At 71.2% G+C, this 23,090-nt stretch carries 19 protein-coding genes; 12 read left to right on the top strand and 7 right to left on the bottom strand.

What is annotated here, in order from left to right; translation table 11 throughout:
* The first annotated feature begins 92 nt into the window (after positions 1 to 92).
* Positions 93 to 4,028, top strand: coding sequence for a glycosyl hydrolase (locus ACIRVK_RS27375; protein ID WP_404251513.1), 3,936 nt, complete (start codon positions 93 to 95; stop codon positions 4,026 to 4,028).
* On the opposite strand, the gene ACIRVK_RS27380 is transcribed toward ACIRVK_RS27375, so the two are convergent.
* From ACIRVK_RS27380 to ACIRVK_RS27400, 5 genes are all read right to left on the bottom strand, one after another.
* Positions 4,011 to 5,030 (bottom strand): LacI family DNA-binding transcriptional regulator, encoded by a 1,020-nt coding sequence (locus tag ACIRVK_RS27380; RefSeq protein ID WP_404251619.1) that lies wholly within the window; start codon positions 5,028 to 5,030, stop codon positions 4,011 to 4,013. The genes ACIRVK_RS27375 and ACIRVK_RS27380 overlap by 18 nt on opposite strands.
* Positions 5,031 to 5,187: 157 nt before the next feature.
* The gene (locus tag ACIRVK_RS27385) at positions 5,188 to 6,432 is read right to left on the bottom strand and encodes an MFS transporter (protein WP_404251515.1); all 1,245 of its coding nucleotides are present in this window, start codon (positions 6,430 to 6,432) and stop codon (positions 5,188 to 5,190) included.
* A gap of 147 nt (positions 6,433 to 6,579) precedes the next feature.
* Positions 6,580 to 7,677: an ABC transporter substrate-binding protein gene (locus ACIRVK_RS27390; protein WP_404251517.1), complete on the bottom strand. Its 1,098-nt coding sequence runs from the start codon at positions 7,675 to 7,677 to the stop codon at positions 6,580 to 6,582.
* Between the two features lie 87 nt (positions 7,678 to 7,764).
* Entirely contained in the window at positions 7,765 to 8,643 is an 879-nt protein-coding gene (locus ACIRVK_RS27395; protein WP_404251519.1) for an ABC transporter permease, read from the bottom strand.
* Positions 8,640 to 9,500 (bottom strand): ABC transporter ATP-binding protein, encoded by an 861-nt coding sequence (locus ACIRVK_RS27400; RefSeq protein ID WP_404251521.1) that lies wholly within the window; start codon positions 9,498 to 9,500, stop codon positions 8,640 to 8,642. The genes ACIRVK_RS27395 and ACIRVK_RS27400 overlap by 4 nt, the downstream gene beginning before the upstream one ends.
* 233 nt (positions 9,501 to 9,733) lie before the next feature.
* Here ACIRVK_RS27400 and ACIRVK_RS27405 point away from each other — a divergent pair, with 233 nt between their 5' ends.
* The 9 genes from ACIRVK_RS27405 to ACIRVK_RS27445 all read left to right on the top strand — a co-directional run bounded on the left by ACIRVK_RS27405 (position 9,734) and on the right by ACIRVK_RS27445 (position 18,818).
* Positions 9,734 to 11,419, top strand: coding sequence for an ATP-binding protein (locus ACIRVK_RS27405; RefSeq protein WP_404251523.1), 1,686 nt, complete (start codon positions 9,734 to 9,736; stop codon positions 11,417 to 11,419).
* The gene (locus ACIRVK_RS27410; RefSeq protein ID WP_404251525.1) at positions 11,416 to 12,105 is read left to right on the top strand and encodes a response regulator; all 690 of its coding nucleotides are present in this window, start codon (positions 11,416 to 11,418) and stop codon (positions 12,103 to 12,105) included. Before ACIRVK_RS27405 ends, ACIRVK_RS27410 begins: the two co-directional genes overlap by 4 nt.
* A gap of 55 nt (positions 12,106 to 12,160) precedes the next feature.
* Positions 12,161 to 12,919 carry an IclR family transcriptional regulator gene (locus ACIRVK_RS27415; RefSeq protein WP_404251527.1) on the top strand — a complete coding sequence of 253 codons (759 nt, stop codon included), beginning with the start codon at positions 12,161 to 12,163 and terminating at the stop codon, positions 12,917 to 12,919.
* A gap of 112 nt (positions 12,920 to 13,031) precedes the next feature.
* A complete protein-coding gene (locus ACIRVK_RS27420) occupies positions 13,032 to 14,111 on the top strand; it encodes a PP2C family protein-serine/threonine phosphatase (protein ID WP_404251529.1) in 1,080 nt (359 codons plus the stop codon).
* 110 nt (positions 14,112 to 14,221) lie between these two features.
* Positions 14,222 to 15,307: an S-(hydroxymethyl)mycothiol dehydrogenase gene (locus tag ACIRVK_RS27425; protein WP_404251531.1), complete on the top strand. Its 1,086-nt coding sequence runs from the start codon at positions 14,222 to 14,224 to the stop codon at positions 15,305 to 15,307.
* Positions 15,307 to 15,939: an MBL fold metallo-hydrolase gene (locus ACIRVK_RS27430; protein ID WP_404251533.1), complete on the top strand. Its 633-nt coding sequence runs from the start codon at positions 15,307 to 15,309 to the stop codon at positions 15,937 to 15,939. The genes ACIRVK_RS27425 and ACIRVK_RS27430 overlap by 1 nt, the downstream gene beginning before the upstream one ends.
* Positions 15,940 to 16,138: 199 nt before the next feature.
* Positions 16,139 to 16,501: a bifunctional 3-phenylpropionate/cinnamic acid dioxygenase ferredoxin subunit gene (locus ACIRVK_RS27435; protein ID WP_404251535.1), complete on the top strand. Its 363-nt coding sequence runs from the start codon at positions 16,139 to 16,141 to the stop codon at positions 16,499 to 16,501.
* Positions 16,498 to 17,652 carry an NAD(P)/FAD-dependent oxidoreductase gene (locus ACIRVK_RS27440; RefSeq protein ID WP_404251537.1) on the top strand — a complete coding sequence of 385 codons (1,155 nt, stop codon included), beginning with the start codon at positions 16,498 to 16,500 and terminating at the stop codon, positions 17,650 to 17,652. The genes ACIRVK_RS27435 and ACIRVK_RS27440 overlap by 4 nt, the downstream gene beginning before the upstream one ends.
* Positions 17,653 to 17,687: 35 nt before the next feature.
* Positions 17,688 to 18,818: an aromatic ring-hydroxylating dioxygenase subunit alpha gene (locus tag ACIRVK_RS27445; RefSeq protein WP_404251539.1), complete on the top strand. Its 1,131-nt coding sequence runs from the start codon at positions 17,688 to 17,690 to the stop codon at positions 18,816 to 18,818.
* Position 18,819: 1 nt separating this feature from the next.
* Here the strand turns inward: ACIRVK_RS27445 and ACIRVK_RS27450 are convergent, their stop codons facing one another.
* Together ACIRVK_RS27450 and ACIRVK_RS27455 are read right to left on the bottom strand one after the other, a co-directional pair.
* Positions 18,820 to 19,566, bottom strand: a complete 747-nt coding sequence (locus ACIRVK_RS27450; protein WP_404251541.1) for an IclR family transcriptional regulator — start codon at positions 19,564 to 19,566, stop codon at positions 18,820 to 18,822.
* Between the two features lie 113 nt (positions 19,567 to 19,679).
* On the bottom strand, positions 19,680 to 19,979 hold the full coding sequence (locus ACIRVK_RS27455) for a hypothetical protein (RefSeq protein WP_404251543.1): 300 nt from the start codon (positions 19,977 to 19,979) through the stop codon (positions 19,680 to 19,682).
* Positions 19,980 to 20,535: 556 nt separating this feature from the next.
* Here ACIRVK_RS27455 and betA point away from each other — a divergent pair.
* Positions 20,536 to 22,206: a choline dehydrogenase gene (gene betA, locus ACIRVK_RS27460; protein ID WP_404251545.1), complete on the top strand. Its 1,671-nt coding sequence runs from the start codon at positions 20,536 to 20,538 to the stop codon at positions 22,204 to 22,206.
* Between the two features lie 3 nt (positions 22,207 to 22,209).
* On the top strand, positions 22,210 to 23,046 hold the full coding sequence (locus ACIRVK_RS27465; protein WP_404251547.1) for a 5,10-methylenetetrahydrofolate reductase: 837 nt from the start codon (positions 22,210 to 22,212) through the stop codon (positions 23,044 to 23,046).
* The last annotated feature ends 44 nt before the right edge of the window (positions 23,047 to 23,090 follow it).

Consider the following 23,090-nt stretch of genomic DNA (forward strand, 5'->3'; position numbering starts at 1 on the left):
CGCCCCGACCGGCCTGCTCTACGGTGAGACGGTTGTAGAACGTTTTTTCATCCATGAGGGTGTCCGATCCGCGAACCGGGAGGACCGCATCCGTGATCTCCCCAGAACTGCGACAGCTGTTCGAGCATCCGCCCCGGGACTTCGGCCCCACCCCGCTGTGGTGGTGGTCGGGCGCACGGGTCACCCGGGAGCGACTGGCCTGGCAGATGCGCAGGTTCGCCGAAGGCGGCGTCCATGATCTCGTGGTCATCAACCTGGCCCCGGCCGGCCCGGGTTTCGGCGCCCGCGCCGACGAACCGGCATGGTTCGGCGAGGAGTGGTGGGCGCGCTTCACCGACGCCTGCGGGATCGCCCGGGACCTGGGCACCCGGCTGTGGTTCTACGACCAGATCGGGTTCTCCGGCGCCAACGTCCAGGGCGGCGTGACCCGTTGGCATCCCGAGGCGACCGGGCGCGCGCTGCGCCTGCGCAGGGCGGTCGTCTCCGACGGCGCGGTCGAGCTGCGCGGCGCGGAGACCCTGGTGGGCGCGTACCGCCTGTCGGGGGAGCGCCTCCCCGACCTTGCCGCCGCCGACGGCCGCGAGGTCGAGGTCGTCACCACCGTGCCCACCGCGTTCGACTATCTGGACCCGCACGCGGTCGGCCTGTTGATGGACGCCGTCCACCACGAGTACGACCGGCGGGTCCCCGAGTACCTGGGCAACGTCGTCGCGGGCAGCTTCCAGGACGAGCTGCCCGGCACCAACTCCTGGAGCCGCCGCTTCCCCGAGGAGTTCCGCGCCCGCCGCGGCTACGACCTGCTCGACCACCTGCCGGCCCTCTTCCACGACGCCCCGCAAGCGGCCAGGATCCGCGGCGACTACTACGCCGTCCGCGCCGAACTCACCGAAGAGGCCCTGTTCCGGCCGCTGGCCGCCTGGCACGAGGAGCGCGGCATGCTCCTCGGCTGCGACCAGAGCCATCCCGCACGCGCGGGCAACCCGGCCCAGTCGACGCAGATCTACACGGACTACTTCCGCACCCACCGCTGGTTCGGTGCGCCCGGCAGCGACCACCACGGCGACTCCAAGGTCCACTCCTCCATGGCCCACCTCCACGGCCACGAGCGCGTCTGGATCGAGGCGTTCCACTCCTCCGGCTGGGGCGGCACCCTCGAGGACACCTACGACTGGCTCCTGCCCTTCCTGCGCAGCGGCGCCAACCTGTACAACCCGCACGCCAGTTACTTCGGCACCGCGGGCGGCTGGTTCGAGTGGGCCCCGCCGTCCACCGACTGGCGCCAGCCCTACTGGCGGCAGTACCCCGCCTTCTCTCGGGCCGTCGCCCGGATCTGCTCGATCATGTCCTGGGGGAGCTACAGCGCCGACGTGGCGGTCCTGCACCCCACCGCCACCATGCAGGCCCGCATCCCGCTCGACGTGCCCGTCCAGCACTTCGGCGACGGACGGCTGGGCGAGGGTCACGCCGAGGTCGACGAGACACAGGAGCACTACCTCGACCTGTGCGGCACCAACAACTGGCTGCGGCCGCGGATCGGCACCCTGGACCGCCACCGCGTCTCCTTCGACGTCATCGACGACGCCTCGGTACAACGGGCGTCGGCCGCCGAAGGAGCCTTGCGAATACGGGACTTGGCGTACCAGGCGGTGATTCTTCCCTCCGCCGATGTGCTGGAGGCGGAGACGGGCCGCCGCCTGACGCAACTGCTCGACGCGGGCGGACGGGTCGTCGTCGTGGGCAGGCCGCCGGCGACCGCGGCCGGGCTGGCCGGCGACGACCGTGCCGTGGCCGTGCTGACGGCGCATCCGAAGCTGGAGCGGGTGAAGGACGCCGAGGCCGCGGCGGAGGCGGTGGCCGGCACCGCCGGGTACGCGACGGGTGACGTACCGCTCCTCGTCCGGCGGCGGGGCGGCACGGCGGTCGCGCTGGTCACTGGCGCCTTCCCCGACGCCCGCACGCACCCGCCCGGGGACGACCACACCGTCGACCCCGCGCGCTACGCCCCCTCCAGGTCCGTCACCGTGCGCGCCCCGGTCGCGGAGGCCGAGGTCTGGAACCCGGCGACCGGCGCACGACGCCCCGCACACGTCACCTTCTTCGACGGCGTCTCGACCATCGAGGTGCCGTTGGACGGCGCCCCCGCCGCCCTCGTCGTCTGGCGTGAAGGAACCCCGGTGCCCGCTCCGACAGCCCAGGCGCCCGCGCCGCTGCGAACGGTGGACGTGTCGACCGGCTGGGAGGGCCGTCTGGTTCCCACGATGGACAACACCTGGGGCGACCTGGCCCTGCCCCCGGGATCGCCCGTCGACCGACCCCAGATCTGGACCATGCGCTGGACCGAGGACGACGCCGACCGGGCGCCGATCCGCGCGACGTACGGCAACCGCGTACGCGTCCTGCCGCCGGTGCCCGCCGCCAAGGCCCCCGACCCCCTCGATCGCGAGTCCGCCGCACGCGTCCTGTCCGGAGAGGAGCCCCTTGTCCCGGGGAACGGCAACTGGGTCGTCGGGTTGTACTCGCCGAGCCGTGGCATCCCGGATCCGGACGGGCTGCTCGGCAACAAGGGCCTGGTGAACGAGGAGTTCGTGCGGGTTCCGGTTCCGGTCGAGGGCACCGTCGCCCGGGTCCGGACGATCGTGCGGACCGAGCACCGCGGAACCGCCGATCTGCACGTCGGCGCCGAGACGGTCAAACGCGTGTGGTGGAACGGCGAGTTGCTGCCCACCGGGTCCGGTTACCTCGCCACGGCCCGGGTGGAGGTGGCGCGGAGCGGCAACCTCCTGGAGTACGAACTCTCCGACGCCGAGGACCGGCCGTCACAGATCTCGGCCAACGCCCGTGCGCCGTTGGGGAGCTACTTCTGCCTGTCCCTCCCGGGCGGCTTCGGGCAGCGTCCGCGGTTCATGTGCCTGCCTCACGGAGTACGGCCCGACGGCAGGGTGACCTTCCGGGGCAGGCTACGGCTTCTACTCGGCCCCACACGCGCGGTGCTGGTGGTGGGGGCCGCGGCGGGCGTCACGGTCCTGCTCGACGGCGCCGTGGTGGCACGGCAGGAGAAGGTGGAGTACTACGAGTCCGACTGGGGCGCGGTGCCGATGTTCTTCCGGCACGAACTGACCCTGGAGGCGGGCGATCACGTCCTCGAGGTCGTGGCCGACAGCGTGCGCGCACGGGACGCGGTGTTCGTCGACCTCGTGGCGGGCACGGCACCCGAGGCGGTCGCACTGGTCTCCGGCGCCGGCTGGGAGGCGGAGACCGGCGAGTGGCGCGGCCGCACCGTCGAACACGAGGGCCGCTGGGGCGAGGTGCAGCACTGCCATGCCGCCGTACGGCCCCACCCGTTGCCGGACACCGCCTGGCTGAACGGCGCGCCGGTGCTCGGCACGGCCGTACTCCCGCTGCACACCACCGACGACCTTCACGAGCGAGCCCAGCGCTTCCGCTTCACCGTGCCGCCGGGAACCGTGTCACTGGACCTGCCGTTGGAGCTGCCCGCACGGGTGAAAGTCGGAAGGCGCATGGAACAGCCCCTTTCTGGACGGACATTGACGATCGATCAACCTCTCGACCTTCCGACCGAGGTGGAGATCGTCACCGCCCCCACGGCGGTGTTGCGGGGCGGGTCCGCCTGGCAGGGACCGGTGCGCGTGCGTACCGTACCGGCTCCGCTGGCGTTGGGGGACTGGCGGTCGTTGGGCCTGGGCGGATGGAGCGGCGGCGTGGCCTACGCACGTGAACTGGAGCTTCCGTCCGGGGCGGACCCGGTGCTGGATCTGGGCCGGGTGCGCGGCAGCGTCGAGGTCCGTGTCGACGGGGAGCCGGTCGGCGAGGCGTTCTGCGCCCCGTACCGTTTCGAACTGCGCGGTGCCGCCGGTCGGACGGTACGGGTCGAGGTGACCGTGCACAACACGCTGGCGCCGTACCTGGCCGAGGCCACGCCGACCGCCTGGGCGTTCCCCTCCCAGCTCCCGTCGGGACTGCTGGGACCCGTGACGCTGCGGATCCCGGGCTCAGCCGCCGGGGGCTGAGAGGGTGGAGTCGCGCAGGACGAGCCCGGGCGCGAACACCCTTGTCTCATGGGCGTGTTCGGCCCGCGCCTCCACCTCGTCCAGGAGCATCTCGACGGCGGCCCTGCCGAGGTCCTCCACCGGCTGCCGGACCGTCGTGAGGGTCGTCCCCACGAAACTCGCGAGGTCGAGGTCGCCGTAACCGACCACCTGGACGTCCTCCGGGATCCGCACGCCCCGCTCGGCCAGACCGCGGCACAGCCCCGCCGCGAGAAAGTCGTTGGTGCAGAACACCGCGTCGGGCAGTTCGCCGAGCCGAGCGGCGATCTTCGAGCCGTACGCGACCGTCATCTCCTCGGCGACCACCTGGTCCAGCCGTGCCTCACGCCGGCTCCGCACGGCCTGCCGGGCCCCCTGGTAGCGGTCCGCGCACTGCCGTATCGAGCGCTCCCCGTTCACCACCAGGATGTCGCGCGCCCCGCAGCCCAGCAGGTGCTGTACGGCGATACGGCCGCCGGCGACGTCGTCGACCGAGACGGAACAGCCCTCCTGGGACGGCATCGCACGGTCGGCCAGGACCAGGGGGATACCGCGCTCGCGCAGCCGTGTGAGCCGGGTGGGATCGGCGCTGAGCGGAACGACCACGACCCCGACCGCCCGCTGCTCGGCGAGCATGGTGAAGTAGCCCTGCTCCCGCTCCGGCGCGTCCCCGCTGTGGCACAGCACCAGGCTGTAGCCGTGGTCGTAGGCCGCGTCGGCCGCGCCGCGCGCGATGCGCGCGTAGAAGGTGTTGGTGACGTCCGGCAGCACGAGACCGATCGAGGAGGAGTGGCCCGTGCGCAGTCCGGCGGCCGCCGGGTGGGGAACGTAGTCGAGCGCCGCGACCGCGTCACGGACCCGCTCGGCGGTACGGGCGTTGACCCGCTCGGGACGGTTGAGGACGTTCGACACCGTCGACACCGACACACCCGCGGCGGCCGCGACGTCCTGGATACGGGCGGGGCGAACCGGGATGACGTCCACCCCCTCGCTGCGAAGTGTCGTGCGACCAGGCACGACACGGTCTGGCATGGGCGACGCCAGTGTACCCCCGCACCGCTTGTATCGTTTTTCGCCGACCATCGGGCGGCGACCGCCGATGCCCTGTCACCACCCATGCCGGTCGTCCGCCTGGGCGGATCTAGCGGCGAACGGGGACCGTCGCCGTGTGGCGGCGCAGGGCTGGGAAGAGGAGGAGTGCGGCGAGGGCCGTCGCGGCGGTCAGGGCGCCGCCGCCGGTGATCGTCCAGGTGGCGCCGAGGGATGCGCCGGCCATGCCGTGGACGAGGTCGCCCAGGCGCGGTCCGCCCGCCGCCAGCACGGTGTCGATGCCCTGCAGGCGGCCGCGCATGTCGTCCGACACGGCGGTCTGCAGGACCGTCTTGCGAAAGACGCCCAGCGTGAGCAGTGCGCCGCCCGCCACGACCAGCCAGCCCGCAGCCACGACCAGGGAGCGGGACAGGCCGAAGCCCACGACCGCCAGTCCCCACAGGGCGATCGAGACGGCGACCGCGACGCCGTGGCGGCCGACCGTGGTGAACGCGCCGGAGAACAGGGCCGCCAGCACGCCTCCGACCGACAGGGCGGCGTACAGCACGCCGATGTCCGACGGCTCGAAGGTCTCCCGGGTCAGCTGCGGGAAGAGCGCCGTGGGGAGGGCCAGGACCAGGGCGGCGAAGTCGCAGAGGCAGACCACGAGGACGAGTCGATGGCGCGTCAGCACAAGCAGACCGTCCGCGATCCGCCGGAGCCCCGCGCCCGGCGTGCTCCCGCCGGTGGCGGCCGGGGGCAGGGGAGGCAGGCGCCACACCGCCCACACCGTCGCGCAGACGGCCGCCGCGTCCGCCAGGTACAGGGCCTCGCTGCCCAGGACCTGGAGCAGGGCGCCGGCCAGCAGCGGGCCCGCGATGCCGGTGGACATGACCACCAAGGACTGCAGCGCGTTGGCGGCGGCCAGCAGTCCGGGCGGCACCAGCCGGGGCGTCACCGCCCTGCTCACCGCGCTGTTGGCCCCGAACAGGGCCTGCTGCACGCCGGCCAGCAGGAGCAGTACCGCGATCGAGCGCAGGTGGGCCCACGTCTGTGCCCACAGCAGGACGGAGGTCGCGCCGACGCCCGTCGTGGTCACCAGCAGCACGCGCCGCCGGTCCCTCACGTCCGCGAGCGCGCCCGCCCACAGCGCCGCCAGCGCCATGGGGGCGAAGCCCACCAGGCCCGCGAGTCCGACACAGGCCGATGAGCCGGTGAAGGAGTAGATCTGCAACGGCACCGCGACCGCCGTCAACTGGGCTCCCAGAGCGGTCACGATGCCGGCCGCCCACAGGCGCCGGAAACCGGTCACTCGCAGCGGCCGAACATCCACCAGCACCTTCGCGCGACCCGGCACCCTTGCTCCTCGACTCCCCAGCGTCCTCATCCGGGTGCTGATCCTGCGGGCTCACCTTGGGTCAAGGTCAACCGGCCTGAGCCGGACGTACGACGCGGGGCCGTCCGGGTGTCAGGTACCCGGGCGGCCCCGTGAGTGCCGTCGGACTCAGCCGTTCGAGCCCGCCGGGGTCGTGGTGGTGGTGAAGCCCTCCAACTTGTTGGCCTTGATGGCGAAGTCATTGGTGAACGTCGTACCGAGGTTCACCTTCGAGGTCGCCTGCCCGACCAGCTCCTCGGTCGCCAGAACGGTCTTCGGACCGCCGGCCGGCATGATGCCGTCCGGGAGGAACTGGCCCTTGTCCTGGGCCAGCGCCGAGATGTAGTCGGCCTTGGTCACCAGCTGGTTCGACACGTACGACGCCGGCAGCTTGTTCGCTATGTCCGCCGCGCTGTGCGAGTTGATCCAGTGCATGGTGGCGACGAGCGCGTCGACGACCTTCTGGGCCGCGTCCTTGTGCGAGTTGACCCAGCTGGTCTGCGCGATGACGGACGCGGCCGGCCAGGCGCCGCCCAGTGCCTGCTTGGCGCCGTCGGTGCTGGCCAGGTTGATGGCGGAGGCCGCGACGCCCTTCTTCTCCATCGCGGCGACGGTCGGCTGCGTCGTCATGACACAGTCCGTCTTGCCGTTCTGCAGCGCGGCGACGGCGGTGGCACCCGCGCCGACACCGATCCGGTGGAACTCGCTGGTCTTGACGCCCTTCTGCGCCGCCATGAACCGGGTCAGGGTGTCGGTGCCCGAACCGATGTCGGTGACGCCGAAGGTCTTGCCCTTGAAGTCGGCGCCCGAGTGCACACCGCTGTTCTTGGTACACATCTCCCGCTCGCCCGGCGCACCGGACAGCTGGACGATGTCCTCGACCGCCTTCCCCTTCACCTGGAACTCGATGGTGTGCTCGTACCAGGCGCCCGCCATGTCCACCTGCCCGGAGGCCATGGCCTCCTCGGCGCCGATGCCGCCGTTCGACTCGGTGCTCAGCTGGACGTTCACGCCGTACTTCTTGTAGAAGCCCAGGTTCTGGGCGAGTTCGTAGGGCAGGTAGATCTGCTTGTCGATGCCGCCGACCATGAGCTTGACGGTCGGCACGGAGCCGCCGCCGGACTGGGCGGAGGTGCTGGAGTTCGAGCTGCCGGAGCAGGCGCTGACGGCACCGAGGGCGAGAACGGTGAGTACGGACGCGGCGACGGCGACGGGTCGTCTGGACATGGCGGACCACATTCCTTTGCTGGGATGGAACAACCTGGGACGGGACAGCAGGGTGGGATTGACGGGGCAGCTCGAAGGGAGCTGGTGTCAGAGGGAGTTGGCCTCGGACTGGGCCGGCGGGCGCCAGGACAGGAGCCGGTGCTCCAGCTTGCCGATCAGCCACTCGGCGCCGAGCACGATGACCGCGATGACGAGCATCGTCGCGAACACGCCGTTGGGGTCGAACTGGTCCTGCGCGGTCTTGATGACCAGGCCGAGGCCGCTCTGCGCACCGAGCACCTCGCCGACCAGCGCGCCGACGATGGCGAAGCCGAAGGCGCTGTGCAGGCTGGCGATGATCCAGGTGAGCGCCGAGGGCACGGTGACGTGCCGGATGATCTGCATCTGCGAGGCGCCGAGCACCTTGGCGTTGGCGAGGATGTTGCGGTCGACCTCACGGACGCCCTGGAAGGCGTTGAAGAAGACGATGAAGAACACCAGCACCGCGGCGAGCAGGATCTTCGGCAGCGTGCCGATGCCGAACGCCACGATGAAGATCGAGCCGAGGACGATACGCGGGATCGCGTTCACGACCTTGATGTACGGGCCGAGCACCTCGGCGAGGAAGCGGCTCTGGCCCAGCGCGACGCCGAAGATCACTCCGGCGATGGTGCCGATGCCGAAGCCGACGAGTGCCTCCTGGATCGTGGTCCAGATGTTCGCGTAGAAGGACCCCGTCTCGGTGCCGTGCTGAAAATACTGGACCAGTCGCTTGGCGATGCCCGACGGCTGCCCGAAGAAGAACTTGTCGACGATCCCCCAGGTGGTGAAGGCCTGCCAGCCTCCGAGGACGATGGCCGCGAGGCCGATGCGGCCCGCCCACACCAGTGCGATGCGCTTGCGCACCTTGCGTTTGGCGGCCGCCGAGGCCGAGGTCTGACCGCCGCTCTTGACCGTGGCGGTGGAAACGGTGGACGTCGTGCTCATGCCTTACCTCCTGCGGTGCGTGCGTAGGCGCGCTCCACCTCCTCGCGCAGCGAGTCCCAGATCTGGTGCTGAAGTTCGATGAAGCGGGGCTGGAAACGGATCTCCTGGACCGAGCCGCGCGGGCGCGGCAGGTCGATGTCGAAGACCGCCTTGACCGAGCCGGGGCTGGACGTCATGACGACGACCCGGTCGGCGAGCGCCACGGCCTCGTCGAGGTCGTGGGTGATGAAGATGACCGACGGCCGGATCTGCTCCCACAGGCTGAGCAGCTCGGTCGACATGATCGCCTTGGTCTGCACGTCCAGGGCGCCGAACGGCTCGTCCATGATGAGGATCCTGGGTTCGTTGATCAGCGCCGCGGCCATGGCCACACGCTTGCGCATACCGCCGGAGAGCTGGTGCGGGTAGCGGTCCTCGAATCCGGAGAGACCCACCCGGCGCAGCCAGTCGCGTGCCGAGGCCTGCGCCTTCTGCTTGGGCACACCGCGGAAGACGGGGCCCATCAGCACGTTGCCGAGGACGGTCTTCCAAGGGAGCAGCGCGTCGGCCTGGAACATGAAGCTGACGCCGTCGGTGACGCCGTCCACCTCACGGCCGCCCACCTTGACCGAGCCCTCACTGGGGCGGTCGAGCCCGGACACCAGACCGAGCGTGGTCGACTTGCCGCAACCGGTCGGCCCCACCACCGCGCAGAACTGGCCGGGCTCCACGGTGAACGAAACGTCCTGCAGTGCCGTGAACACCTCACCCGCAGGAGTCAGAAATCGTTTGGTGAGCCCGGAAATCTCGACTCGTGCGCTGTCCTGGCCGTCCTTCTCGGCGACCAGGCTCACCGCCGCATCGTTTCGTGAAGCCATCTGAGGCCTCTCCTTCCTAACCTCGGAGGTCGAGGAAGGCAGACGCTAGAGGCCCCTGGGTGTTACGTCGCTGTTTCATCCGTATCCCGCGTTAGCGGTGTTACCCGGGGTTTTGCTCGTTCTGCTCAGAAGACCGGGGGTGGGCATACAGTCGTGACGGGGGCACAATCACGCCACCACGGGTACGGCGCAGGGGCCGCGCCCGATCCCCGTACGACAGGCAGATTTCACCCGTGACACCCATCCGTATCCCGATCGGCCGCGGCGGGAGGGGACGGCTCTCCGCGCGGATCCTGGCCAACCAGCTGGTCATCCTGGCGCTGACCGGGCTGATCGGTTTCGTGCTGTTCGCCTTCGCGCAGCGCAGCGAGATCGACCGCGCCTACGAGCAGCGCGCGCTGGCCATCGCGAAGACCACGGCCGCCGAACCGGAGATCCGCCACGCCATGGAGTACGGGGGCGGCGGCGACCTGGTTCAGCGGGTGGCCGAACGGATCCGGAAGGCCTCGAGCGCCTCGTACGTGGTCGTACTCGACCTGCGCGGTGTCCGGCACTCCCACCCCGACCCGGCGCTGGTCGGTGTGCCGACGGGTGACCCGATCGTGGTGCTGGACGGCAAGTCGCACGTCGGCACCGACCAGGGCGGGCTCGGCCGCTCCGCCAACGGCAAGGCCCCGCTGTACGGCCCCAGCGGCAAGCTGGTCGGCGAGGTGTCCGCGGGTATCACCGAGCACCATGTGCTGGGTGAGCTGTGGCGTGAGCTGCCCACCTTCGGTCTGTACAGCGCCATCGCCGTCGCGCTCGGCTCCGCGGCCGCCTTCCTGCTGGCCAGGCGGCTCAAGCGGACGACGTTCGGACTGGAACTGGAGGAGATCGCCGGACTGCTGCAGGACCGGGAGGCCATGCTGCACGGCATCCGCGAGGGGATCGTCGCCTTCGACCCCGACGGCAGGATCACCGTGGTCAACGACGAGGCGCGCACCCTGCTCGGCCTCGGCACCGCGCTCGGCAGCACCCTGGACGAGGTGCTGCCGGACGGACGGCTGCGCCGCGCCCTGGACGGCACCGTGACGGGCAGCGACATCAGCGTGCTCACCGACGACCACTGCCTGGTCGTCAACCGGATGCCGGTCGCCCTGCACGGCCGGGAACTGGGAGCCGTCGTCACCGTACGGGACCGCACCGAGCTGATCGGGCTGCTGCGCGAACTGGACTCGGTACGCGGGCTGACGGACGCGCTGCGCGCCCAGCAGCACGAGTTCACCAACCGGATGCACACCGTGGCCGGGCTGCTGGACATCGGCGACCACGACGCCGCCTACGAGTTCGCCGTCGAGACCGCCGGCGCCGAACAGGCGCTGACCGAGTCCGTACGGGAACGGATCGGCAACCCGCTGCTCGTGGGACTGGTCGTCGCCAAGACCACGGTGGCCGCGGAACGCGGGGTGCGGATCGTCCTCAGTGACGACTCCGCCCTCGGTGAGAACCCGCCGCACCTGCGCCGGCTGCTGACCATCGTGGGCAACCTGCTGGACAACGCGATCGACGCGTCGGCGACCGGACCGGCCGGCCCCGGCGGCGCCGAGGTACGGCTGTCCATCGTCGAGGCCGTCGACGCGGTGCGGGTGGAGGTCGCCGACACCGGTCCCGGCATCCCGCCGGGCGCCGCCGAGGCGATCTTCGAGGACGGCTGGTCGACCCGTCCGGACCGCGGCACCGCCCGGCGCGGCCTCGGACTCGCCCTCGTGCACCGGCTGGTGCAGCGGCATGGCGGCACGATCACGGTCAGCGAGGGGCCCGGTGCCGTCTTCACCGTGCTGCTGCCGCTGCCCGACGCGGCCCCGGTCCCGCGGGGCGCCCTGTTCACGAAGGTGCCGGTCGGCACGTCCGACGGTACGGCGGGAGGCGATCGCTGGTGATCCGGACCCTCGTGGTGGACGACGACTTCCGGGTGAGCCGCATCCACTGCGACTACGTGTCCCGCGTCCGGGGCTTCGAGGTGGTGGGCCAGGCGGCGTCCGTGGCCGAGGCGCTGGAGGCGGTGCGCGCCCTGCACCCCGACCTGCTGCTGCTCGACATCTTCCTGCCCGACGGCAGCGGACTCGACGTGCTGCGCCGGCTCAGCGGTGACCGGGGCGGCGACCGCCCCGACGCGATCATGATCACCGCCGACCGGGACATCACCTCGGTGCGGATCGCCATGAAGCTCGGTGCCGTCGGCTACCTCGTCAAGCCCTTCGGCGCGCCCGACCTGGCCGAGCGGCTCACCGCCTACCGCGAACTGCAGCACCGCATGGACGCCCTCGGCACGGTTCCCGAGACCGACCAGGCCGACGTGGACGCCCTGTTCAGCGCCGCCCGCCCGCCGGCCGTGCCCCGCGTTCCCGCCAAGGGCCACTCCGCGCCCACCCTCGCCCTGCTGCACCAGACCCTGCGCAGCGCCTCCGACGCCCTGTCGGCCGCGGAGGCCGCCGAACGCACCGGGGTCTCCCGCGCCACGGCCCAGCGCTACCTCTCCTACCTCGTGAAGGAGGGCATGGTCCGCCTCGAACTCCGCTACGGGGCCACCGGCCGCCCGGAACACCGCTACCGGATCGCCCACTGAGCCGATCCCGCGTGCTCCCCTTGCCCGCCGTGGGCGCCGGGCGCACCCTTGTGCCATGGGTGCGCACGACGGCCCCACGCTGATCACGTCCGTCCAGCGGGCCTTCCGGCTGCTGGAGACGGTCAGCGCGCACGAGAACGGCGCGCCGGCCAAGCAACTGGCCCGGGAGACCGGGCTGCCCCTGGCCACCGCCTACCACCTGCTGCGGACGCTGGTGCACGACGGATACGTGCGCAAGGTGGAGGACGGCCGGTTCGTGCTGGGCGACAAGGTGCAGACGCTGGGCACCACGGGCCGCGCACAGGCGCTGCTCAGCAGGGTGCGGCCCACGCTCGCGGCACTGCGGGACGAACTCGCCACCGCCGCCTACCTCACCTTCTACGAGGACGGCGAGATCCGTGTCGCCGAGATCGTGGACGGCCCCCGGGCACCCCGCGTCGACCTCTGGGTGGGGTTCGAGGACGCGGGACACGCCACCGCGCTGGGCAAGTCCGTGCTGCGGGAACTGGACGACGAGGCCCGCAAGGACTACCTCTCCCGCCACCACCTCACCGATCTCACCCCGCGGACCATCACCAGCCCGCCGGAACTGCTGCGCCGCCTGGACTCCTCACCGGTCGCCCCCGCCGTCACCGACCTCGAGGAGTACTCGCTCGGCACGGTCTGTGTCGCCGTGCCCGTCTACTGCGGGGACACGCTCGGCTCGCTGGGCGTCTCCATGCCGGCCGAGCGGCTCTCCCGGCTGCGGGAGGTCAGGGAGCGGCTGATCCCGACGGCGAGCCGCGTGACCAGGGGCCTCTCGCTCACTATCTGAAATTCCTCTCCTTGCGACGCCCGGGAGCGACCTCGTTTCCTGGAGGAAACACACGTTTGACGACGGGGCCCGGGACCCGGTGTGCCCCGAGAGATGAGGACTGCGCAAGAGCATGAGTCAGGCCCGAGAACAGCTGACCCGCTGGGCACCCGCCCTGCCCGCGCTGATCGTCTCCGCCGTCGGGCTCACCGATCTCGCCGGTGCGGGGGACATGATCTGGCTGCCGCTGCTGGCCGCCGGTCCCGCCCTCGCCGCCACCACCAACAGGCCGCGCGGTGTGCTCTGCGTGGGCGTGCTCGCCGCGGCGCTGGGCATGCTCCTCAGCACCCGGGACGCGGTGCCCGGCGACGAACTCGCCGTCGTCCTGTCCGCCCTGGTGGCGGTCACCCTGGCGAGCGGCCTCGCCAGCGCGCTGCGCGGACGCCGGGAACGGGTGCTCGCGGCCGTGCGCTCCGTCGCCGAGACCGCGCAGCACGCGCTGCTCAAGCCGGTCCCGGCGACCGTCGGCCCCTTCCAGGTCGCCGTCCGCTACAGTGCCGCGGCGGCCGAGGCCCGCATCGGCGGGGACCTGTACGCCCTGATAGCGACGCCGTACGGGGTCCGGCTGATCGTCGGCGACGTGCGCGGCAAGGGACTGCCGGCGGTGGGAACCGCCGCCCTGGTGCTCGGCGTGTTCCGCGAGGCCGCCTGGGACGAGCCCGATCTCCTGGCCGTCGTCGACCGGATCGAGCGGAGCCTGGCGCGCAACCTCGGCGCGGACGACTTCGTCACCGCCGTGGTCGCCGGATACCCCGGGGCGGGTCGGCTCGAGATGGTCAACTGCGGGCACGCGCCTCCGCTGCTGGTGCGCCGCTCGGTGGGCGCCACGGTGGTCGAGCCGGTGGAGCCCGCGCATCCCGCACCGCCCCTCGGCCTGCGCGCGCTCACCGGCCACACCCCCGGCCTCCAGGTGCTGCCCTTCGCCGACGGGGACCAGCTGCTGCTCTACACGGACGGGGTCACCGAGGCCCGCGACCGGGGCCGCGCGTTCTATCCGCTCCACGAAGGGCTCGCGCGCCACGCCTCCGAAGAGCCGGCCCGCACCCTCGACGCCCTCCACGACGAACTGCTGGCCCACGTGGGCGGACGGCTCCACGACGACGCGGCCCTGCTGCTGATCCGCAAACCGGTGCTGCCCGTCATCGCCAGGTGAACGCTTCTTGACCCCCGGTCGGCGCTCCATGATGCTGTGTTGCGACACGTGCTCTGCGTGCCGCAATGAGCAACATCTGACCCAGGTCTCGTACCAGTCGAGGAGTGGCCATGACTCATCAGGTCCGCGCTGTCGTCGCCCGGAAGAAGGGCGCCCCCGTCAGCCTGGAGACGATCATCGTGCCGGATCCGGGACCCGGGGAGGCGCTGGTGAAGATCGAGGCCTGCGGGGTCTGTCACACCGACCTGCACTACCGCGAGGGCGGCATCAACGACGAGTTCCCGTTCCTGCTGGGCCACGAGGCCGCAGGCGTGGTGGAGTCGGTGGGGGAGGGCGTCACGGACGTGGCGCCCGGTGACTTCGTGATCCTCAACTGGCGTGCCGTGTGCGGTCAGTGCCGGGCCTGTCTGCGTGGGCGGCCCTGGTACTGCTTCAGCACCCACAACGCGAAGCAGAAGATGACCCTGCTCGACGGCACCGAGCTGTCCCCGGCGCTGGGCATCGGCGCGTTCGCGGAGAAGACGCTGGTGGCGGCCGGGCAGTGCACCAAGGTCGACCGGGCCGCCTCCCCGGCTGCCGCGGGTCTGCTGGGCTGCGGGGTGATGGCGGGCATCGGCGCCGCGATCAACACCGGCAACGTGGGACGCGGCGACAGTGTGGCGGTCATCGGCTGCGGGGGCGTGGGCGACGCGGCGATCGCCGGGTCCCGGCTGGCCGGCGCGGCGAAGATCATCGCCGTGGACGTCGACGACCGCAAGCTCGCCACCGCCCGGCAGCTGGGCGCCACCCACACCGTCAACTCGCGTGAGGTCGACGCGGTGACGGCGATCCGCGAGCTGACCGGCGGCTTCGGTGCCGACGTGGTGATCGAGGCGGTGGGCCGCCCGGAGACGTACCAGCAGGCCTTCTACGCCCGGGACCTGGCGGGCACGGTGGTCCTGGTCGGTGTGCCCACACCGGAGATGAAGCTGGAGCTGCCGTTGCTGGACGTCTTCGGCCGCGGCGGTTCGCTGAAGTCGTCCTGGTACGGCGACTGCCTGCCCAGCCGCGACTTCCCGATGCTCATCGACCTCTACCTCCAGGGCCGCCTGGACCTGGACGCCTTCGTGACCGAGACGATCGCCCTGGACGAGGTGGAGAAGGCCTTCGAGCGGATGCACGGCGGCGACGTCCTGCGCTCGGTGGTGGTGCTGTGATGGCCGGCGCCCGCATAGGACGTCTCGTGACCTCGGGCACCTTCTCGCTGGACGGTGGCACCTGGGACGTCGACAACAACGTGTGGATCGTCGGCGACGACCATGAGGCGATCGTGATCGACGCCGCCCATGACGCGGACGCGATCGCCGAGGCGGTGGGGGAGCGGCGGCTGACGGCCATCGTGTGCACCCACGCCCACAACGACCACATCGATGCCGCACCGGCCCTGGCCGAGCGCACCGGCGCCCCGGTCCTGCTCCACCCCGACGACCTGCCGCTGTGGAAACAGACCCATCCCGACCGTGCGCCGGACGCCGAACTCGCCGACGGGCAGACCCTGTCCGTGGCGGGGGTCGAGCTGACCGTGCTGCACACCCCCGGCCACGCCCCGGGCGCCGTCTGCCTGTACGCGCCGGCGCTCTCGGCGCTCTTCAGCGGCGACACCCTCTTCGCGGGCGGCCCCGGGGCCACGGGAAGGTCGTACAGCCACTTCCCGACCATCATCGAGTCGATCCGCGACAGGCTGCTGACCCTGCCCGGAGGGACGGTCGTGCACACCGGTCACGGAGAGACGACGACCGTCGCTGTGGAGGCCCCGCACCTCCAGGAGTGGATCCGGCGCGGTCACTGACCCGCTGACCTGCACACATGCATCGTTCCAGGGTCGCACCCTGCTTTTCGAGTGTTGCTTATCATGCTTCGAGTTGCATGACGAGCAACGGCCGAGAGGGTGCGACAAGGCCTCTGAACTCCTTGACAAGGGTTCTGGGCCGACCTCAGACTGATGTTGCGCTTACCGCAATCCGTTTCGCTATACGCACCGAGGTGTCATGATGATTCCCGCGTGCCGTCTCGTGGATCTCCCGCGAGGCGAGGCCCTCCGGCTCGACATCGATCCGCCGGTCTCGGTGTTCCACACCGACGACGGCGAGGTCTTCGCCATCGACGACACCTGCACTCACCAGGACGCCTCGCTCGCCGACGGCTGGCTGGAGGGCTGCGAGGTGGAATGCCCGCTGCACGCCTCGAAGTTCGACCTGCGCACCGGCGCCGTCGACGCCCCGCCGGCCAAGCTGCCGGTGCGGACGCACCAGGTCGTCATCGAGGACGGGACGGTCTACGTCCAGGTGTCCACGGACGCCCCCAACCTGCCGCCCTGCGTCGCCTCCCGGCTCGCCGGGGGTCCCGCGTGAGGACCGTGGCCGTGGTGGGCGCCTCGCTGGCGGGTCTGTCGGCGGCACGGTCACTGCGCAAGCAGGGCTACGACGGCCGGCTCGTCGTCATCGGCGACGAACACCACCGCCCCTACGACCGGCCGCCGCTGTCCAAGGAGTTCCTGGCCGGCACCCTCGGCGAGGCGGACCTGGTCCTGGAGACCGAGGACGAGGACCTCGGTGCGGAGTGGCTGCTCGGCACCCGCGCCACCGGCCTCGACCGCACCGACCGTGCCGTCCGGCTCGCCGACGGACGGGAGGTCCGCGCCGACGGCGTCGTCATCGCGACCGGCGCCGCCGCCCGCACCCTGCCCGGCTCCGAGGGCCTGGCCGGTGTGCACACCCTGCGCACCCTGGACGACGCCCGCGCCCTGCGCGAGGACCTGGCCCGCGGCGGACGCCTGGTGGTGATCGGCGGCGGCTTCATCGGCGCCGAGGTCGCCTCCACCGCCTCGGCCCTCGGACTCGACGTCACCGTGGTCGAGGCGGCCCCGACCCCGCTGGCCGGACCCCTCGGCGAGACCATGGGGGCCCTCGTCTCCGCCCTCCACGCGGACCACGGCGTACGACTGCTGTGCGGCGTCGGCGTGAAGGGGCTGAGCGGGGAGCGGCGCATCGAGGCCGTCCTGCTCGAGGACGGCCGCAGCGTCCCCGCCGACCTCGTTGTCGTCGGCGTCGGCGCACGCCCCTGCGTCGAGTGGCTGGAGGGCTCCGGCGTCGCGCTCGACAACGGCGTCAAGTGCGGTTCCGACGGCCGCACCAGCCTGGCCGGCGTGGTCGCGGTGGGTGACTGCGCCAACTGGTACGACCCGCGCGCGGGCCTGCACCGCCGGGTCGAGCACTGGACCGGTGCGCGCGAGCGGCCCGACGCCGCGATCGCCACCCTGCTGGCGGGCGGCGCGGTGGAACCGGGTGTCCCCCGGCCGCCGTACTTCTGGTCCGACCAGTACGGTGTCAAGATCCAGTTCGCGGGTCACGCGGCCGGCGCCGACAGCGTGACCATCGAGGAAGGCGCCGCCGAGGACCGCAACGTCCTCGCCGTCTACCGGCGTTCCGGCCGTCCGGTCGCCGTGCTCGGGATGAACCAGCCGCGCCTGTTCACCCGTCTGCGCCGGCAGCTCGCCGCGTGAATGACCCCGCCACGACGTTTCCCGAGGAGTGCACCGTGACCTCGACCAGCCTGCCGGACAGCCTGATCGCCACCCTGCCCGGTTCCTCCTATACGGACCCCGGGATCTTCGCCCAGGAGCAGGAGCGCATCTTCGAGACCATGTGGTTCTGCGTGGCGCGCGCCTCCGAACTGGCCAAGCCGGGCGCCTTCCGCACCGTCGACGTGGGGCGCGAGAGCATCCTCGTCACCCGCGCGCGCGACAACTCCATCCGTGCGTACTTCAACGTGTGCCGCCACCGTGGCGCCAGGATCTGCACCGAGGAGACCGGCGAGGTCAAGCGGGCCTTCCAATGCCCGTACCACGCCTGGACCTACGACCTCAACGGCAAGCTCGTCGCCGCGCCCAACCTCACCAAGATGCCCGACGTCGGCCGCACCGAGTACGGCCTGGTGAGCGTGGCCGTGCGCGAATGGCTCGGCTATGTGTGGGTGTGCCTGGCGGAGAACCCGCCGTCCTTCGAGGAGGACGTCGTCGGTGAGGTGATCGGCCGGCTCGGCGACGTCGAGTCGATCGAGCACTACGGCATCGAGAACCTCTCGGTGGGCCGTCGGATCGTCTACGACGTGAAGGCGAACTGGAAGCTCATCATCGAGAACTTCATGGAGTGCTACCACTGCGCCACCATCCACCCCGAACTGACCGAGGTGCTCCCGGAGTTCGCCGACGGATACGCGGCCCAGTACTACGTCGGACACGGTGCCGAGTTCGGTGAGGAGATCCAGGGCTTCACCGTCGACGGCAGCGAGGGCCTCGACCGCATACCGGGTGTCGCCGAAGAGCAGGACCGCCGCTACTACGCGATCACCGTCAAGCCGCAGGTGTTCATCAACCTCGTGCCCGACCACGTGATCTTCCACCGCATGTACCCGGTGGCAGCCGACCGCACGATCGTCGAGTGCGACTGGCTCTACCTGCCGCACGTCGTCGACAGCGGCAAGGACGTCAGCCGGTCCGTGGAACTGTTCGACCGGGTCAACCGGCAGGACTTCGAGGCGTGCGAGCGCACCCAGCCCGGGATGCACTCCCGGATGTACGCCAAGGGCGGCGTGCTGGTACCCAGCGAGCACCACATCGGCGCCTTCCACCACTGGGTGAACGAGCGGCTGGGGATCTCCCAGGGCTGACTCAGCCCAGGTAGCCCATCCGGTGGCTGATCTCCTCGGCGCCCTTGAGCAGCACCGGGGAGAGCTCGTGCAGGCGCTCCTCGGTGAACCGGTACGAGGGCCCGGAGGCGCTCAGCGCCGCGATGACCTCGCCGTCCCGGTTGCGGATCGGCGCGGCCATGGCGTGCAGGCCGATCTCCAGCTCCTCCAGGGTGTAGGCGTAGCCCCGCTCACGCGCGTCGGTGAGGTTCTTCTCGAGCTTGGTCTTCGCGGTGATGGTGTGCGGGGTGACCTTCTTCAGGCCCGCGTCGGCGAGCAGCGCCGCGCGCTCCTTGGCGGGCAGGTGCGCCAGCAGGATCTTGCCGCTGGAGGTGGCGTGCAGCGGGGTCAGTTCCCCGACCCAGTTGTGCGCGGCGACGGCCGCCGGGCCGCGCACCTGGTACAGGTTGATCGCGTAATGCTCCTGCATGACCGCGATGTTGACCGTCTCGCCGATCTCCTCGGCGAGCCGCTCGCACACCGCGCGCCCCTGCTGCGTGATGTCCAGCCGGCCGGTGACCGCGCCGGCCAGCCGCACGATGCCGAAGCCGAGGCGGTACTTGCCGCGCTCACCGGCCTGTTCCACCAGACCGCGCGCCTCCAGGGCGCCGAGCAGACGGAACGCGGTGGACTTGTGAACATCGATCTCGGCGGCCACCTCGCTGACGCCGGCCTCCCCGCGGTGGGCCAGGATCTCGAGGACGCTGATGGCTCGATCGACCGACTGCACTCCGCCGGCCTGCGAATTTGACGTTTCGGTGTCTTGGCTGTGGTTGCTCACGACGAAACTATACGCGTAGTACGGCACAGAGTGTTTACCCTCGGGACGCTGACCAGGTCATTTCATTTGGTACCGGGTGATTGGTGTGTCCGGGCGCTTATCGCTTCCGCGAACACCGGCCGGGCCCACCCGCATGAGTGGACCACCCGGCCGTTGACCAGCGCCACCGCCACATGGTCGGAGGCGAGCCGGGCGAGCGCCTCGGCGAGAGGGACGCGCATCAGGAGGAGGTCGGCGGGGGCCCCGGGCGCGGCGGGGGAACCGAGGTGGGCGTCCAACGCCCGCCGTGCCGTGAGCCGTTCCGCTGCGCCGACGATCTGTCCCTGCCGCTCCCGCAGGCGCGGGACCAACCCGGCGGGCATGTCACGCAGTGCACCGCCACGGCCCGGCCGGCCTCGTGCACCGAACCCATGCGTTCCGTCAGGCGGTTGAGATCGGGCAGTCCGGAGTCCGTGTTCGGCCTCCGGCGCGGTGTCGTCCAGATCCGGCGCCGTGCCGGTGACGTGGGTGATGCCGCGACGATGGGCGCAGAGCGGTCCGGCCCGCAGGGCGCTGAAGTCGACCACGGGGAGGCACGCCACCGATCTGGGTTACGGGCGCTGCGGCCAGGCCGCGATGCCGCAGGGGCGGGTCGTCGGGGCGGGCGCAGGAGAGGGCGCCCCGGTCGTCCGCCGGGGGCAGCAGCCGGCACGCGCCGCCCGCGGACACCGGACCGTGCCGACGGTGACCGGTGAACGCGGTGCGCGGCGTCCCGCGTCGCGACGGGCGTTCCCCGATCATGGCGAAGCCGGCCTCGGCGGTCGTGTTACCCCGTCGAAACGAAGCCCACGTAAGTTGCGTGGCTCGCAACCTAGTGCGTATAGCGCTACCGGTATTAGCATGCCTCGCGTATCTACGGCGCGAGCGAGACGAGGCACCATGGCTCCCCTGCAATACGACTTCGTCATCGTCGGCGGCGGTTCGGCCGGCAGCGCACTGGCGAACAGGCTCTCCGCGGACCCGGCCAACCGGGTCCTGGTGCTGGAGGCCGGCCGGTCCGACTACCCGTGGGACGTCTTCATCCACATGCCCGCGGCGCTGACCTACCCGATCGGCAGCCGGTTCTACGACTGGAAGTACGAGTCCGAGCCCGAGCCGCACATGGGCGGCCGCCGCATCTACCACGCCCGCGGCAAGGTACTGGGCGGTTCCAGCAGCATCAACGGCATGATCTTCCAGCGCGGCAACCCCATGGACTACGAGCGCTGGGCCGCCGACCCCGGCATGGAGAACTGGGACTACGCGCACTGTCTGCCCTACTTCAAGCGCATGGAGAACTGTCTGGCGGCCGACCCGGACGACGAGTTCCGCGGCCACGACGGACCCCTCGTCCTGGAACGCGGCCCGGCGACCAACCCCCTGTTCACCGCCTTCCAGAAGGCCACCGAGGAGGCGGGTTACGCCCCCACGGACGACGTCAACGGCTACCGGCAGGAGGGCTTCGCCAAGTTCGACCGCAACGTCCACCGCGGACGCCGGCTGTCGGCCTCGAAGGCATACCTCAAGCCCGTCATGAAGCGCCCCAACCTCACCGTGCGGACCCGGGCCCTGGTGACCCGCGTCCTGTTCGAGGGCAAGCGTGCCGTCGGCGTCGAGTACCAGCGCGGCCGGGGCGCCCTCCAGCAGGTCCGCGCGCGGGAGGTCATCCTGTGCGGCGGCGCGATCAACTCGCCGCAGCTGCTCCAGCTCTCCGGCGTGGGCAACGCGGCGGAGCTGAGCGCCCTCGGCATCGACGTCGTGCACGACCTGCCGGGCGTCGGCGAGAACATGCAGGACCACCTGGAGGTCTACGTCCAGTACGCCTGCAAGCAGCCCGTCTCCATGCAGCCGTACATGGCGAAGTGGCGCGCCCCCTTCATCGGCCTGCAGTGGCTGTTCCGGAAGGGGCCGGCCGCCACCAACCACTTCGAGGCCGGCGGCTTCGCGCGCAGCAACGAGGACGTCGACTACCCCAACCTGATGTTCCACTTCCTGCCGGTCGCGGTCCGCTACGACGGCTCCTCGCCCGCCGGCGGCCACGGCTACCAGGTGCACGTCGGGCCCATGTACTCCGACGCCATCGGCTCGGTGAAGATCAAGAGCCGGGATCCGCGCGAGCACCCGGCCCTGCGCTTCAACTACCTCTCCACCGAGCAGGACCGCCGCGAGTGGGTCGAGGCGATCCGCGTCGCCCGCAGGCTCCTCAACCAGCCCGCCCTCGCCCCCTACAACGGCGGTGAGATCTCGCCCGGACCGAAGGTGGAGACGGACGAGGAGATCCTCGCCTGGGTCGCCGAGGAGGGCGAGACGGCCCTGCACCCGTCCTGCACCTGCAAGATGGGCACCGACGAGATGGCCGTCGTCGACCCGGCCAGCATGCGGGTCCACGGAGTGGAGGGGCTGCGGGTCGTGGACGCCTCCGTCATGCCCTACGTCACCAACGGCAACATCTACGCGCCGGTGATGATGGTCGCCGAGAAGGCCGCCGACCTCATCCTCGGCAAGGAGCCCCTGGCGCCGTCGAAGGCCGCGTACTACCGCCACCGCGACGCCCAGAAGCAGGCGGGGTAGACCTTGACCGCCCAGGGGATACGGACGCTGCTCGGCAGCGTCCGCTACGAGGTGCTGCCCGCGAGGTCGACCGAGGAGAAGGTCCTCGCCCATGTCCCGCGCGACGTCGTCGTCACCGTGACGGCGTCGCCGGTCAAGGGCCTGGAACCGACCCTCGACCTCACCGCCCGCCTCGCCGCGCACGGCTACCGCGTCGTCCCGCACGTCCCGGCACGGCTGCTGCGGGACGAGGTGCACCTGAAGGAGGTCGCGGACCGGCTGCGCGAGGCGGGGGTGGACGACGTCTTCGTCCCGGCGGGCGACGCGGACCCGCCGGCCGGGGGCTACGACGGCGCCCTGCCGGTGCTGCGGGCGCTGAGCGAGCTGGGCCGCCCCTTCCCCCACGTCGGCATCACGGGCTATCCCGAGAGCCACCCCCTCATCCACGACGACATCACCATCCAGTCGATGTGGGACAAGCGGGAGCACGCCACGTACATCGTGAGCAACCTGTGCTTCGACCCGCGGACGCTCGGGGAGTGGATCGCCCGTATACGGCGCCGGGACGTCACCCTGCCGGTGTACGTGGGCGTCGCCGGTCCCGTCCAGCGGGCGAAGCTGCTGGCGATGGCCACGAAGATCGGTGTGGGGGAGTCGACGCGCTTCCTGACGAAGCACGCGTCCTGGTTCCTGCGCCTCGCCGCCCCCGGGGGCCACTCGCCCCAGAGGCTGCTGGAACGCTGCGAGGACGCCCTGACCACGCCGTCGGCGGGCGTGGCCGGCCTGCACCTGTTCACCTTCAACCAGATCGCCGAGACGGAGGCCTGGCGCCGGGCCCTGCTGGAGCGCGACGGCGACTGATCCCCGTATACGAAGAGGGGCGGGCCGTGTTCTGCGGCCCGCCC

It is taken from the genome of Streptomyces sp. NPDC101152 (assembly GCF_044768275.1).
In the GTDB taxonomy this organism is placed as follows: domain Bacteria; phylum Actinomycetota; class Actinomycetes; order Streptomycetales; family Streptomycetaceae; genus Streptomyces.